This is a genomic window from Mycolicibacterium arabiense, assembly GCF_010731815.2.
Classification (GTDB): Bacteria; Actinomycetota; Actinomycetes; order Mycobacteriales; family Mycobacteriaceae; genus Mycobacterium; species Mycobacterium arabiense.
The window spans coordinates 737,586-752,416 of record NZ_AP022593.1 but is presented as its reverse complement, the minus strand read 5'-3'; the positions used below and the strand labels follow the sequence as shown (position 1 = coordinate 752,416).

Annotated in this window: 11 protein-coding genes and 1 rRNA gene; 8 read left to right on the top strand and 4 right to left on the bottom strand. The window is 67.2% G+C overall.

Annotated features, from left to right (window positions below):
- The first annotated feature begins 15 nt into the window (after nt 1–15).
- Complete coding sequence (locus tag G6N61_RS05275; protein WP_163917580.1) at nt 16–1,215, top strand: argininosuccinate synthase; 1,200 nt, start codon at nt 16–18, stop codon at nt 1,213–1,215.
- The gene (gene argH / locus G6N61_RS05270; protein ID WP_163917579.1) at nt 1,212–2,621 is read left to right on the top strand and encodes an argininosuccinate lyase; all 1,410 of its coding nucleotides are present in this window, start codon (nt 1,212–1,214) and stop codon (nt 2,619–2,621) included. The genes G6N61_RS05275 and argH overlap by 4 nt, the downstream gene beginning before the upstream one ends.
- Here argH and G6N61_RS05265 read toward each other — a convergent pair.
- Nucleotides 2,618–4,366 (bottom strand): ABC-F family ATP-binding cassette domain-containing protein, encoded by a 1,749-nt coding sequence (locus tag G6N61_RS05265; protein WP_163917578.1) that lies wholly within the window; start codon nt 4,364–4,366, stop codon nt 2,618–2,620. The genes argH and G6N61_RS05265 overlap by 4 nt on opposite strands.
- Before the next feature lie 134 nt (nt 4,367–4,500).
- Here G6N61_RS05265 and G6N61_RS05260 point away from each other — a divergent pair, with 134 nt between their 5' ends.
- The 3 genes from G6N61_RS05260 to G6N61_RS05250 all read left to right on the top strand — a co-directional run bounded on the left by G6N61_RS05260 (nt 4,501) and on the right by G6N61_RS05250 (nt 8,369).
- Entirely contained in the window at nt 4,501–7,476 is a 2,976-nt protein-coding gene (locus tag G6N61_RS05260) for an acyl-CoA synthetase (RefSeq protein WP_235887419.1), read from the top strand.
- 94 nt (nt 7,477–7,570) lie between these two features.
- Nucleotides 7,571–8,152 (top strand): hypothetical protein, encoded by a 582-nt coding sequence (locus G6N61_RS05255; RefSeq protein WP_163917577.1) that lies wholly within the window; start codon nt 7,571–7,573, stop codon nt 8,150–8,152.
- Nucleotides 8,153–8,156: 4 nt separating this feature from the next.
- A complete protein-coding gene (locus tag G6N61_RS05250) occupies nt 8,157–8,369 on the top strand; it encodes a Trm112 family protein (protein WP_179973570.1) in 213 nt (70 codons plus the stop codon).
- Here G6N61_RS05250 and G6N61_RS05245 read toward each other — a convergent pair.
- The 3 genes from G6N61_RS05245 to G6N61_RS05235 are packed head-to-tail and all read right to left on the bottom strand — an operon-like array spanning nt 8,366 to nt 10,487.
- Nucleotides 8,366–8,965: a TetR/AcrR family transcriptional regulator gene (locus G6N61_RS05245; protein ID WP_163917575.1), complete on the bottom strand. Its 600-nt coding sequence runs from the start codon at nt 8,963–8,965 to the stop codon at nt 8,366–8,368. The genes G6N61_RS05250 and G6N61_RS05245 overlap by 4 nt on opposite strands.
- A complete protein-coding gene (locus tag G6N61_RS05240; RefSeq protein WP_163917574.1) occupies nt 8,962–9,789 on the bottom strand; it encodes an ABC transporter permease in 828 nt (275 codons plus the stop codon). Before G6N61_RS05240 ends, G6N61_RS05245 begins: the two co-directional genes overlap by 4 nt.
- Nucleotides 9,714–10,487, bottom strand: a complete 774-nt coding sequence (locus G6N61_RS05235) for an ABC transporter ATP-binding protein (protein ID WP_163917573.1) — start codon at nt 10,485–10,487, stop codon at nt 9,714–9,716. Before G6N61_RS05235 ends, G6N61_RS05240 begins: the two co-directional genes overlap by 76 nt.
- Before the next feature lie 57 nt (nt 10,488–10,544).
- On the opposite strand from G6N61_RS05235, the gene G6N61_RS05230 reads away from it, so the two are divergent.
- The 3 genes from G6N61_RS05230 to G6N61_RS05220 all read left to right on the top strand — a co-directional run bounded on the left by G6N61_RS05230 (nt 10,545) and on the right by G6N61_RS05220 (nt 14,521).
- The gene (locus G6N61_RS05230) at nt 10,545–11,156 is read left to right on the top strand and encodes a DNA-3-methyladenine glycosylase (protein ID WP_235887418.1); all 612 of its coding nucleotides are present in this window, start codon (nt 10,545–10,547) and stop codon (nt 11,154–11,156) included.
- A 37-nt stretch (nt 11,157–11,193) separates the two neighbouring features.
- Nucleotides 11,194–12,477 carry a tyrosine--tRNA ligase gene (gene tyrS, locus G6N61_RS05225; RefSeq protein WP_163917571.1) on the top strand — a complete coding sequence of 428 codons (1,284 nt, stop codon included), beginning with the start codon at nt 11,194–11,196 and terminating at the stop codon, nt 12,475–12,477.
- Between the two features lie 522 nt (nt 12,478–12,999).
- Nucleotides 13,000–14,521 (top strand): 16S ribosomal RNA (locus G6N61_RS05220).
- Nucleotides 14,522–14,831 lie beyond the last annotated feature (310 nt).

Genomic DNA, 14,831 nt, shown 5'->3' with positions numbered 1-14,831 from the left:
GAAGGAGATTGGTACATGTCCGAACGCGTCATCCTGGCGTACTCCGGCGGTCTGGACACCTCGGTCGCGATCAGCTGGATCGGCAAGGAGACCGGCCGAGAGGTCGTGGCGGTCGCCATCGACCTCGGTCAAGGCGGTGAGGACATGGAGGTGGTCCGTCAGCGTGCGATGGACTGCGGTGCCGTCGAGGCCGTCGTCGTCGACGCACGCGACGAGTTCGCCAACGAGTACTGCCTGCCGACCATCAAGTCCAACGCCCTCTACATGGACCGCTACCCGCTGGTGTCGGCCATCAGCAGGCCGCTGATCGTCAAGCACCTCGTCGACGCGGCGCGCGAGCACGGGGGCGGCATCGTGGCGCACGGCTGCACCGGCAAGGGCAACGACCAAGTCCGTTTCGAGGTCGGATTCGCTTCGCTCGCACCCGATCTCGAGGTCCTCGCACCCGTGCGGGACTACGCGTGGACCCGGGAGAAGGCCATCGCCTTCGCCGAGGAGAACGCGATCCCGATCAACGTCAGCAAGCGGTCGCCGTTCTCGATCGACCAGAACGTGTGGGGTCGTGCCGTCGAGACCGGCTTCCTGGAGCACCTCTGGAATGCGCCCACCAAGGACGTGTACGACTACACCGAGGATCCGACGGTCAACTGGAGCAGCCCCGACGAGGTCGTCGTGGGGTTCGAGCAGGGCGTGCCGGTCTCGATCGACGGGCGCCGCGTCTCGGTGCTGGAGGCCATCGTCGAACTGAACCGGCGGGCGGGCGCACAGGGCGTGGGCCGCCTCGACGTCGTCGAGGACCGGTTGGTCGGCATCAAGAGCCGGGAGATCTACGAGGCCCCCGGCGCGATGGTGCTCATCACCGCGCACACCGAACTCGAACACGTCACGCTCGAACGCGAGCTGGGCCGATTCAAGCGCAACACCGACCAGAAGTGGGGCGAGCTAGTCTACGACGGCCTCTGGTACTCACCGCTCAAGCGGGCGCTCGAGGCATTCGTCGACCACACCCAGGAACACGTCACCGGCGAGATCCGGCTGGTGCTGCACGGCGGCCACATCGCCGTCAACGGCAGGCGGAGCAGCCAGTCGCTGTACGACTTCAACCTCGCCACCTACGACGAGGGCGACACGTTCGACCAGTCCAGCGCCAAGGGCTTCGTGCACGTGCACGGCCTCTCCTCGAAGATCGCGGCGAAGCGGGACCTGCAGCAGTGACGACCAACGAGGGCTCACTGTGGGGTGGTCGGTTCACCGACGGCCCCTCCGATGCCCTTGCCGCGCTGAGCAAGTCGACGCACTTCGACTGGGTGCTCGCACCGTATGACGTCCGCGCGTCGAAGGCGCATGTGCGGGTCCTGTTCGGTGCCGGGCTGTTGACGGAGGAGCAGCGCGACGGGCTGCTGGCCGGGCTCGACAGCCTCGGATCCGACGTCGACGACGGCAGCTTCGGTTCGCTGCCGTCCGACGAGGACGTGCACGGTGCCCTCGAGCGTGGCCTCATCGACCGGGTCGGCGAGGACCTCGGCGGACGGCTGCGTGCCGGACGTTCGCGCAACGACCAGGTGGCCACACTGTTCCGGATGTGGTTGCGCGACGCGATGAAGCGGGTCGGCCACGGTGCGCTCGACGTCGTGGCCGCGCTGGCCACCCAGGCGGCCGCGCACCCCACGGCGATCATGCCGGGCAAGACACACCTGCAGTCCGCCCAGCCCGTGTTGCTCGCGCATCACCTCCTGGCCCACGCCCATCCATTGCTGCGGGACGTCGCCCGCATCGTCGACTTCGACAGCCGCACGGCCGTCTCCCCGTACGGTTCCGGGGCGCTCGCCGGGTCGTCCCTCGGCCTGGACCCCGACGCGATCGCCAGCGAGCTGGGTTTCGCTGCGGCGGCGGACAACTCGATCGACGCGACCGCCTCCCGGGACTTCGCGGCCGAGGCGGCGTTCGTGCTGGCGATGATCGCGGTGGACCTGTCCCGGCTCGCCGAGGACGTCATCCTCTGGAACACCACCGAATTCGGTTACGTGATGCTGCACGACTCCTGGTCCACCGGGAGTTCGATCATGCCGCAGAAGAAGAACCCGGACATCGCCGAACTCGCCCGTGGCAAGTCGGGCCGGCTGATCGGCAACCTGACCGGACTGCTCGCGACGCTCAAGGCGCAGCCGCTGGCCTACAACCGCGATCTGCAGGAGGACAAGGAGCCGGTCTTCGACTCCGTCACGCAGCTCGAACTGCTACTTCCGGCGGTGGCCGGCCTCGTCGGGACGTTGACGTTCGACACCGACCGGATGGTCGAACTCGCGCCGCTGGGGTACACGCTCGCTACCGACGTCGCGGAATGGCTGGTGCGCCAAGGCATTCCGTTCCGCGTCGCGCACGAGGCGGCGGGCGCCGCAGTTCGCACGGCCGAAGCGCGAGGCGTGGGGCTCGAAGAACTCGCCGACGACGAGCTCGCGGGCATCCACCCCGGGCTCACCGCGGAGGTGCGCGAGGTGCTCACGGTGGCCGGATCGGTGAACTCGCGCGACGCCCGCGGAGGCACGGCACCCGTCCAGGTCGCCCGCCAGCTCGGCACCGTGCGAGACACCGCCGACCGGCTGCGGGTCCAGCTGCGCTAGTCGTCGGCCAGCGCCAGCCACTCCTCTTCGAGGGACTCCTTGCGTCCGGCCAGTTCTCGCAGTTCGTCGTTGAGTTCGGCGACCTTGAGGTGATCGGCGGCGGCAACGGCCATCGCCTCGTGCACCTTCGCGATGCGGTCGTCGAGCTTGGTCAGCTGATTCTCGATGCGGGCTAGGTCCTTCGACGTGCGCCGCGACCGCGCGGAGTGCGACTCGCCCCGGTCGGCGGCCTTGGCGGGCTCGGGAGCGTCGGCGCCTGCGCGTCCCTCCAGGTACTGCTCGATGCCGCCGGGCAGCAGGTCGCAGCGACCGTTGCCCGTCAACGCGTACGTCACGTCGGCGACGCGCTCCAGGAAGTAGCGATCGTGGGTGACCACGATCAGCGTGCCCGGCCAGCCGTCGAGGTAGTCCTCGAGCACCGTCAACGTGTCGATGTCGAGGTCGTTGGTGGGTTCGTCGAGCAGCAGGACGTTGGGCTCCTCGAGCAGTAGCCGCAGGAACTGCAGCCGACGCCGCTCGCCGCCGGAGAGTTCGCCCAGCCGGGTGGTGAGCTTGTCGCCGGTGAAACCGAAGTCCTCGAGCAGCGTCGAGGCGCTGACCTCCTTGCCGCTCGCGGTCTCGGTGATGCGGCGGCTGTTCTCGACGGCGTCGAGCACCCGCTCGTTGGGCTCCAACTCGATCAGCGCCTGACTCAGGTACCCGATCGACAGCGTCTTGCCGCGCTTGATCGTGCCCGAGGTGGGAGGCAGTTCTCCGATCAGCAGTTTGAGGATCGAGGACTTGCCGGTTCCGTTGACCCCGACCAGGCCGATGCGCGCACCGGGGCCGATCGACCAGTCCAGCTTGTCGAGCAGCGTCTTGCCGCCGAGTTCGAGCACCACGCGGTGCAGGTCGAACACGTCCTTGCCCAGCCGGGCCGTCGCGAACCGTTGCAGCGCCAGCGAATCGCGGGGGTCGGGCTCGTTGGCGATCAGGTCGTTGGCCGCCTGGATGCGGAACTTGGGCTTCGACGTCCGCGCCGGCGGGCCGCGCCGCAACCAGGCGAGTTCCTTGCGCATGAGGTTGCGGCGCCGCGTCTCGGTGCCCGCGGCCACGCGCATGCGTTCGGCGCGGGCCAGGACGTACGCGGCGTAGCCACCGTCGTAGGCGTCGACGACACCGTCGTGGACCTCCCACATCCGCGTGCACACCGCGTCGAGGAACCACCTGTCGTGGCTGACCACGACCAGGGCCTGCGTGCGCTGTGCCGCCAGGTGGCCCGCGAGCCAGCCGATCACCTCGACGTCGAGGTGGTTGGTCGGCTCGTCGAGGACCAGCACGTCGTGGCCGGCAAGTAGGACCGCCGCCAGCGCGACGCGGCGGCGTTCGCCACCACTGAGGTTGTCCACCGCCTGGTCGAGGGAGACCTCGGACAGCAGATGCTCGACCACGGCACGGGTGTCGGCCTCGGCCGCCCAGATGTGGTCCGGCCTGCCGCCGACGATCACGTCGCGGATGGTCGCCTCGGCGGCGAAGTCGTCGGCCTGGTGCAGGTATCCGACGGACAGGCCCGAGGTATGGGTCACCCGGCCCGAGTCCGGCGGGCGGGTGGCGGTGAGGATCTGCAGGAGGGTGGTCTTGCCGTCGCCGTTGCGCCCGACGACGCCGATCGCATCGCTCTCGTCCACGCCGAGGCTGACGCCGTCGAGGAGTGTGCGGGTGCCGTAGCCGACGCTCACGCGTTCGACGTTCAAGAGGTTGGCCATCGACCGTCGATCATAGGCGGCGCCGCAGTGTCTCCCACGTCGCAGCCGTCCCACCGATACCAGCGGGCCCGCCGGAGCGCTGTGCCATGATGACGTCTGCAAACTGCGGCTTCGGGTGCAGGGAAGGAAGCAACGTGGTCGACCTCTCTCCGTTCACCAGGCCCGTGGGACGGTTGCTGGCAACTGCACAGAACGGGCTCGAGGTGCTTCGCTACGGCGGCCTCGAGACGGGCGCCGTGCCATCGCCCTTCCAGATCATCGAGAGCGTTCCGATGTACCGCCTGCGTCGGTACTTCCCGCCGGACGTCAGGCCCGGTGCGACTCCGCCCGGGCCGCCGGTCCTGATGGTGCACCCGATGATGATGTCGGCCGACATGTGGGACGTGACGCGCGCCGAGGGTGCCGTCGGCATCCTGCACGCTGCGGGCATCGATCCCTGGGTCATCGACTTCGGATCGCCCGACCAGGTCGAGGGCGGCATGCAGCGCAACCTCGCCGACCACGTAGTCGCGCTCAGCGAGGCCATCGACACCGTCCGCAAGGTCACCGACCGCGACGTCCACCTCGCCGGCTACTCGCAGGGCGGGATGTTCGCGTATCAGACCGCCGCCTACCGGCATGCGAAGAACCTCGCGAGCATCGTCGCGTTCGGGTCGCCCGTCGACACACTCGCCGGTCTTCCGCTGAATCTTCCAGCCAACTTCGGTGCGGCAGCGGCCGACTTCATGGCCGACCACGTCTTCAGCCGCATCGACATCCCGGGCTGGCTGGCCCGCACCGGATTTCAGATGCTCGACCCGATCAAGACCGCTCAGGCCCGCATCGACTTCCTGCTGCAGCTGCACGACCGCGAGGCACTGCTCCCACGCGAACAGCAGCGCCGCTTCCTGTCGAACGAGGGCTGGATCGCGTGGTCCGGCCCGGCCATTGCCGAACTGCTCAAGCAGTTCATCGCCCACAACCGGATGATGAGCGGCGGATTTGCGATCCGCGGCGACCTGGTCACGCTGTCCGACATCGACTGCCCAATCCTCGCCGTCGTGGGCGAAGTCGACGACATTGGTCAGCCCGCGTCGGTGCGCGGCATCAAGCGTGCCGCGCCGCAGGCCGACGTCTACGAATACCTAATTCGCACAGGCCATTTCGGCCTCGTCGTCGGGAGCAAGGCCGCCACGCAGACGTGGCCGACGGTGGCGAGCTGGGTCAAGTGGCTCGAGGGCGAGGGCGACCTGTCCGACGACGTCGTCCCGATGGCACTGCGGCCTGCCGAACCCAGCGAGAGCGGCGTGCCGCTCGCATCCCGGGTCGCCCACGGTGCTGCCGCCGCCACGGAGGTCACGTTCGGCATCGCGCGGTCCGCGGCGGGCGCCCTGGTCTCGGCCAACAAGTCGGCGCGCGCGCTCGTCGTGGAGACCGCGAGGACGCTGCCGAGGCTCACGCGGCTGGGACAGATCAACGACCACACCCGCATCTCGCTCGGCCGCATCATGAGCGAGCAGGCCAGCGCAACGCCCGAGGGCGAGTTCCTGCTCTTCGACGGCCGCGTGCACACCTATGAGGCCGTAGACCGCCGCATCAACAACGTGGTGCGCGGCCTCATCGACGTCGGGGTGCGCCAAGGCGCCCGCGTCGGCGTGCTGATGGAGACCCGGCCCAGCGCGCTGGTGGCCATCGCGGCGCTGTCGCGTCTCGGTGCGGTCGCCGTGCTGATGCCTGCCGACGCCGACCTCGCCGAGGCAGCGGCGCTCGGCGGGGTCACCGACGTCATGGCCGATCCGAGCAACCTCGACGCTGCATCCCGTCTTCCGCTGCGCGTGCTGGTCCTGGGTGGTGGCGAGAACCGCGACCTCGAACCGCACGGCAACCCCAACGTGGTTGACATGGAGCAGATCGATCCGGACGTGGTCGCGCTTCCGGGCTGGTACCGGCCCAACCCCGGCTTCGCCAGGGACCTGGCCTACATCGCGTTCGCCACCGTCGGCGGCAAGCTCGTCGCCCGCCAGATCACCAACTTCCGCTGGGCGCTGTCGGCGTTCGGCACCGCGTCGGCGGCCAACCTCGGCAGAGGCGACACCGTGTACTGCCTCACGCCGCTGCACCATCAATCGGGCCTGCTGGTGAGCCTGGGCGGTGCGGTGGTCGGCGGCACCCGCATCGCCCTGTCGCGCGGCCTGCGCCCGGACCGCTTCGTCCACGAACTGCGCCAGTACGGCGTCACCGTCGTCTCCTACACGTGGGCCATGCTGCGCGACGTCATCGACGACCCGTCGTTCGCGCTGCACGGCAACCACCCGGTGCGCCTGTTCATCGGCTCGGGCATGCCGACGGGCCTGTGGGAGCGGGTCGAGGAGGAGTTCGCACCCGCCCACGTCGTCGAGTTCTTCGCGACGACCGACGGGCAGGCCGTGCTGGCCAACGTCTCCGGCGCCAAGGTCGGCAGCGCAGGCAGGCCGCTGCCGGGCGGTGGCCGCATCGAGCTCGCCGCCTACGACGTCGACGACGACCTCATCCTCGAAGACGAGCGGGGCTTCGTCGCGCTGGCGGGCCCGAACGAGGTGGGCGTGCTCCTGGCTCACCCGCGCGGCCCGATCGACCCGACGGCATCGGTGAAGCGCGGAGTCTTCGCGCCCGCGGACACCTGGGTGTCGACGGAGTACCTGTTCCGGCGTGACGACGACGGCGACTTCTGGGCCGTCGACAACCGGGGAAGCGTCATCCGCACCGCACGCGGACCCGTGTTCAGCGCCGCGGTGAACGACGCCGTCGGGCGGATCGGCGCCGTCGACCTCGCGGTCACCTACAAGGTGGAGGTCGGCGGACGGGCGGTGGCCGTCACCGCACTCACGCTCGCACCGGGCGGAAGCGTGCCAACCGCCGACCTGAACGAGGCACTCGCCGCGCTGCCCGTGGGCGCACAACCCGACCTCGTCCACGTCGTGCCGGACATGAAGCTCAGCGCGTCCTACCGACCGCTGCTCGGACCGCTGCGTGCCGCCGGGATTCCGAAGGCGTCGCGTAACGCCTGGTATCGCGACGACGACACAGGGGTGTACAAGCGGTTCACGGCCGCGGTGCGTGCCGAATTGCTTGGCGAGGATTCGGCCAGTTGAGGTCGTGCGTCACATTGGTCACACTGTTAGGCTCCGGCTGGCGGCAGGCGTCGCATGGCCGCGCGTACCGCTCGAAACGGGCATGGAGGATTCGATGACATCGCAGACCAGCAGTTCGACCGGCTGGCGTCGCGCCGCGACGGGCGTGATGGCAGGCGGCCTGGTGGTCGGCATGTTGGCGACGGCGCCCACCGCGCTGTCCGAGCCCGCACCCGTCGACCCCGCCAACCCGGCCACACCGGTCGCGGCCGCGCCGGGCAGCCCGATCACCCCTGGTGGTGCCGAGGCTCCAGAGGCAGCGGCCAACGATGCCGTGGCAGGTGACAAGGCGCTCGCGGAGATCGCCGCGCAATACGACACCGGGAACGGTGGCGGTCAGATCGCCAAGCTGATCCACAGCGTGATGCTGCTCCGTTCGCAGGGCTTCTACCCGTCCAAGGGCAACGTCATCGCGCTGCAGGAGGGGCTCGCCAAGCGACCCAATCAAGTTCCGCTCCGCGAAGCCCTCGAGCAGACGCTGGCGTTCCAACGCCGGAACATGCAGCGCGGCATGGCGCAGCAGGAAGCGCAGTCGAACGGCGGCGCCATCAACCAGATTCCGCCGAGGAACAACGCGCCGATCCCGGGCGACAACGACGACGATGACGGCGGCATCTCCATCGGCCCGTTCGGCTGATCCGGTGCTCGACCAGCGTCTACTCGACATCCTCGTTTGCCCCGAGGACCGTGGCCCGTTGCTCTTCATCTCCGGCGAACGCGACACCCTCTACAACCCAAGGTTGCGTCGCGCGTACCGGGTCGAGGACGACGTGCCGGTGCTGCTCGTCGACGAGGCGGAGACCATCTCCGACGACGCCGAGCACGCTCGACTGCTCGAACTCGCGGGAAGCTAGCCCAACCCCGGCAGGTCGCCGGTCAGGTAGTGCTGCAGATTCGGCGCAATCGTCTCGGCGATCTGCTCGACCGGTAGCGATGCGAATGGCTCCAGTTCCAAGATGTACCGCGCCATCACGACGCCGACGAGCTGAGACGCGACGAACTGCACGCGGATCCGGCCCGAGCCGGGCGGGTCGTCGACGCGACGGCCGACTTCAACCGAGATGACCTCCTGCAGGAACGACCGCACGAGGCTGACGTCTTCTCCGGCCAGCAGCGACCGCAGCGTCGCGATGAAGCCGGAACCCAGTTCGGAGTCCCACAGCGGAAGCAGCAGTGACGGCAGTTTCCAGCCGAGTTCGGCCACGGGTGTCTCGCGCATCGGTCCGAGCACCTGCATGGGGTCGATCGGTATGTGGATGGCCGCGGCGAACAGCTGCTGCTTGGTGCCGAAGTAGTGGTGGACGAGCGCCGCGTCGACTCCGGCGGCGCCGGCGATCGACCTGACCGATGTTCGATCGAAGCCGTTGCGGGCGAACAGTTCTCGAGCGTTGAGGAGAATCCTGTCGCGGGTGTCGGACTGACCCCGCGGACGTCCGGGCCGCTTGCTCACGGAGTCCTTCGTCGCAACGTGGCAGCTGCGAGACCCAGGGCGACGACGGCGAAGCCGACCACCACCGCGATGTCACGCGCCGCCGTCCCGGTGAGGTCGGGGTGCGCGCCCACCTCGCGCAGCGCCTCGAGCGCATAGCTCGCGGGGAGTGCGTTGCTGATCCACTTAAACCATTCCGGCAGCGCCTCGCGGGGAACGATGATGCCGCACAGCAGCAACTGCGGCGCGATGACGACGGGCATGAACTGCACGGCCTGGAACTCGGTGCGGGCGAACGCGCTGCACAGCAGACCGAGTCCCACGCCGAGGATCGCGTTGACGATGGCGATGGCGAACACCAGCGCCGGGCTGCCCGCGGTGTCGAGGCCCAACAGCCAGAACGAGACGACGCAGGCCAAGGTGGCCTGCGCCGCAGCGGCGATCGAGAATGCCGTGCCGTAGGCGGCGAGCAGATCGAGCCTGCGCAGGGGAGTGGTGAGGATGCGCTCGAGCGTCCCGGACACCCGCTCCCGCTGCATCGTGATCGAGGTGATCAGAAACATCACGATCAGCGGGAAGACGCCCAGCATGATCAGGCACGCATTGTCGAACGGGGACGGCGTCCCCGGCCGGTGCGGTGCGTTCTGGAACATGAAGTACAGCAGCGTGATGACCGCACTGGGCACCACCAGGATCATCGCGACGCTGCGATGGTCGCCAGAGAGTTGGCGCAGGATGCGCACGGTCGTCGCGACGTACGCCGCGGGACTCAGCCGGCTGCGACGCTGGTGGGCCCGGTGCTGTGCCGGATGACGGACAGAAACGCCTCCTCCAGTGACTGACATCCCGTGTCCTCTCGCAGTGTGGTGGGGGTGGTGTGGCCGAGCAGACGGCCCTCGCGCATCAGGATCAGGTCGCCGCAGTGGTCGGCTTCGTCCATCACGTGGCTCGACACCAGCAGGGTCGTGCCTTCGCGCGCCAGCTCACCGAAGCGCTGCCAGAGGTCGACCCGCAACACCGGATCGAGGCCGACGGTGGGTTCGTCGAGTACCAGCAGCTCCGGTCGCGCGACGAGTGCGCACGCCAGCGAAACCCGGGTGCGTTGACCGCCGGAGAGATTCGCGCACGACGCCGTCCGATGATCGGCGAGGCCGACCGATTCGATCGCCTCGTCGGCCGCCCCTGCTCCCGTTCCGTACAGGGAGGCGAAGTAGCGCACGTTGTCCACGACCCGCAGGTCGTCGTAGATCGTCGCCTGCTGAGTTACGTAGCCGACGCGTCCCCGCAGGTCGGCCGACCCGGCCGGGTGATCGAGCACCGTGACCGTGCCGGACGCGATCAGCTGGGTGCCGACGATGCACCGCATGAGCGTCGTCTTGCCGCAGCCGGACGGACCGAGCAGCCCGGTGATCGTGCCGCGTGGGATCTCGACGGTCAGGTCGTCCACGGCGAGGCGCCCACCCCGGGTGACGGTCAGGTGCTCGATCGCCACCGCCGGAGTCGACGTGCCTGCGATTAATTCATCAGATGATGAGTTCATCATGAGATGAATATCCTCCCCAGTGAAAGGCGTGTCAATGGACTCGGCAGAATCGCTGAAGTGAGTCCGACGAACGTCCCCGCCGATCCCCGCGAGGCCGCGCGACGCCTGCTCGGCGCCCGTCTGCTCGGACGCGGAGTAGCGGCCGTGATCGTCGAGGCCGAGGCGTACGGCGGGCCGGTCGACGGGCCGTGGCCGGACTCCGCGGCCCACTCGTTTCGCGGACCGACGCCGCGCAGTGCGGTCATGTTCGGGCCCCCCGGCAGGCTGTATGCCTACCGCAGCCACGGCATCCACGTCTGCGCCAACGTCGTCTGCGCCGAGGATGGCGTCGCGGGAGCGGTGCTCCTCAGGGCCGCGGTGATCGAGGACGGTGAACCCCTGGCCGCCGCACGGCGTGGACCGACCGTCACGCCCGTCGCGCTTGCCCGCGGCCCGGGAAACTTGTGTTCGGCACTGGGAATCACGCTGCTGGACAACGGGATCGACCTGTTCGATCCGCACGGTGCGGTGCGCCTCGAACTCGGCGTGCCGCTCGACGCCGCCGCGGGGCCACGGGTCGGGGTGAGCACCGCCGCCGACCGGCCGTGGCGGTACTGGGTGTCGGGTCGGCCCGAGGTGTCGGCGTACCGGCGCAGCCCCAGGGCGCCCGCGCCGGGAGCCAGCGACTGAGTGCAGTGCGCGAAGCGCGATGCGGGAAGATCGACGCATGGCTGACGACATCCTCGATGAACTGGAATGGCGCGGGCTGATCGCCCAGTCGACGGATCGCGAGGCATTGGCGAACGACCTCGCCGCGGGCCCGCTGACCCTGTATTCCGGATTCGATCCGACGGCGCCCAGCCTGCATGCAGGACATCTGGTCCCCCTGCTGACTCTGCGACGGTTCCAGCAGGCAGGTCACCGGCCCATCGTGTTGGCGGGCGGTGCGACCGGCATGATCGGCGATCCACGCGACACCGGGGAACGGATCATGAACTCGGCCGACACCGTGGCCGACTGGGCCGACAGAATCCGCGGCCAACTGGAGCGGTTCGTCGAGTTCGACTCGTCGGCCACCGGCGCCGTGGTCGAGAACAATCTCACCTGGACGGGACAGCTGTCGGCCATCGAGTTCCTGCGCGACGTCGGGAAGTACTTCTCGGTGAACGTGATGCTCGACCGGGACACCGTGCGACGCCGCCTCGAAGGTGACGGCATGAGCTACACCGAATTCAGCTACATGCTGCTGCAGTCCAACGACTACGTCGAGCTGTACCAGCGGCACGGGTGTGCGCTGCAGATCGGCGGCTCCGACCAGTGGGGCAACATCGTCGCCGGCGTGCGACTGGTGCGCCAGAAGGCCGGCGCCAGCGTGCACGCGATGACCACGCCGTTGGTGACCGACTCGGAGGGCAAGAAGTTCGGCAAGTCCACCGGTGGTGGGAACCTCTGGCTCGATCCAGCGCTGACCAGCCCGTATGCGTGGTACCAGTACTTCGTCAACGCTGCCGACGCCGACGTCGTTCCCTACCTGCGGTGGTTCACGTTCCTGTCGCGCGAGGAGATCGACGACCTCGACGAGGCCACCCGGAGCCGGCCACACGAGCGGGCTGCGCAACGCCGTCTGGCCCGGGAACTGACCACTCTGGTGCACGGGCAAGCCGCCACCGAGGGCGTCGAACTCGCGAGCCAGGCTCTGTTCGGACGTGCCGAACTCACCGACCTCGACGAGGGAACGCTGGCCGCCGCGTTGCGCGAGGCGGGCAACGACCAGGTCGCGGAACTCGCACCGGACGGGCCTGACTCCATCACCGATCTCCTGGTGGAAACCGGTCTGTCTGCGAGCAAGGGCGCTGCGCGCCGGACCGTCGCCGAAGGTGGCGTGTACGTCAACAACATTCGGATCGACACCGACGAATGGACGCCGCAGCCGACGGACTTCTTGCACGGTCGGTGGCTGGTGCTGCGCCGCGGCAAGCGGAACATCGCGGGAGTGCAGCGCATCGGGTGAACAGTGCAGCGCATCGGATGAACGGTCGAGTGACGTCGATCTCGCCGGCTCGGGAACACGGGGGAGTGTGCGTCCGTTGAACACCTCGGTTGGGTCGAGAGGCCCGATCGGATGAGTTCGAAGTGAGCCCGGGAGTGGCCGCGTGCCGGCCGCCAAAAATCGCGACTAGCAGGCGATTTGACTCCGAGTTTCCACTGACGTAACTTATCTCAGGTCGCCGCGACACGGTCTCCGGACCGGGGAGCGCGGCAGACTCCCAGAGGGAAGCCCACACTTCGGTGGGGGTCCTCTTCGCCCGCAGTACCGATCAGCGGCTTTTAGCCGCGGTTCGTTGCGCGGTCGAAACGGGTGTGTTGTTTGAGAACTCAATAGTGTGTTTGGTGGTTTTTGTTTGTTGTTTGGTCATGCCCCTTTTTTCTCGTTTGGGGGGTGTGGATGTTTTTTGGATGCCAGTTTTTGGTGTCTTTTGTCTGATCGGATTTCTCTGATTTGCACTGCACCTGACTTTGGTTGGGTTGTTTTTGTTTGGAGAGTTTGATTCTGGCTCAGGACGAACGCTGGCGGCGTGCTTAACACATGCAAGTCGAACGGAAAGGCCCTTCGGGGTACTCGAGTGGCGAACGGGTGAGTAACACGTGGGTGATCTGCCCTGCACTTTGGGATAAGCCTGGGAAACTGGGTCTAATACCGAATACACCTCGCTGGCCGCATGGTCTGGTGGGGGAAAGCTTTTGCGGTGTGGGATGGGCCCGCGGCCTATCAGCTTGTTGGTGGGGTGATGGCCTACCAAGGCGACGACGGGTAGCCGGCCTGAGAGGGTGACCGGCCACACTGGGACTGAGATACGGCCCAGACTCCTACGGGAGGCAGCAGTGGGGAATATTGCACAATGGGCGCAAGCCTGATGCAGCGACGCCGCGTGGGGGATGACGGCCTTCGGGTTGTAAACCCCTTTCAGCACAGACGAAGCGCGAGTGACGGTATGTGCAGAAGAAGGACCGGCCAACTACGTGCCAGCAGCCGCGGTAATACGTAGGGTCCGAGCGTTGTCCGGAATTACTGGGCGTAAAGAGCTCGTAGGTGGTTTGTCGCGTTGTTCGTGAAAACTCACAGCTCAACTGTGGGCGTGCGGGCGATACGGGCAGACTAGAGTACTGCAGGGGAGACTGGAATTCCTGGTGTAGCGGTGGAATGCGCAGATATCAGGAGGAACACCGGTGGCGAAGGCGGGTCTCTGGGCAGTAACTGACGCTGAGGAGCGAAAGCGTGGGGAGCGAACAGGATTAGATACCCTGGTAGTCCACGCCGTAAACGGTGGGTACTAGGTGTGGGTTTCCTTCCTTGGGATCCGTGCCGTAGCTAACGCATTAAGTACCCCGCCTGGGGAGTACGGCCGCAAGGCTAAAACTCAAAGAAATTGACGGGGGCCCGCACAAGCGGCGGAGCATGTGGATTAATTCGATGCAACGCGAAGAACCTTACCTGGGTTTGACATGCACAGGACGCTGGTAGAGATATCAGTTCCCTTGTGGCCTGTGTGCAGGTGGTGCATGGCTGTCGTCAGCTCGTGTCGTGAGATGTTGGGTTAAGTCCCGCAACGAGCGCAACCCCTATCTTATGTTGCCAGCGCGTCATGGCGGGGACTCGTAAGAGACTGCCGGGGTCAACTCGGAGGAAGGTGGGGATGACGTCAAGTCATCATGCCCCTTATGTCCAGGGCTTCACACATGCTACAATGGCCGGTACAAAGGGCTGCGAATCCGCGAGGTGGAGCGAATCCCTTGAAAGCCGGTCTCAGTTCGGATTGGGGTCTGCAACTCGACCCCATGAAGTCGGAGTCGCTAGTAATCGCAGATCAGCAACGCTGCGGTGAATACGTTCCCGGGCCTTGTACACACCGCCCGTCACGTCATGAAAGTCGGTAACACCCGAAGCCGGTGGCCTAACCCCTCGTGGGAGGGAGCCGTCGAAGGTGGGATCGGCGATTGGGACGAAGTCGTAACAAGGTAGCCGTACCGGAAGGTGCGGCTGGATCACCTCCTTTCTAAGGAGCACCACGAGAGTCAGGCCCGCCCACGACTGTGGGAGTTCGGTGATCTGGACGATTCGTTGGATGGCCTCTCGCCTGTAGTGGGTGGGGGTCTGGTGCACATGGCAAACATGCTCACGCGGCGGGAAAACCGTTGTGGGCAGGGAATCATCAGACACGCTATTGGGCTTTGAGACAACAGGCCCGCGACCCGAGTGCATTGCTCCGAGGCGCCCCGTTGGGGGTGTGGGGGGTGTGTGGGGGGGTCGGCCCGATTGGTTTCGGGTGGTGTTGTTGTTGCCCCGCTTGGTGGTGGGGTGTGGTG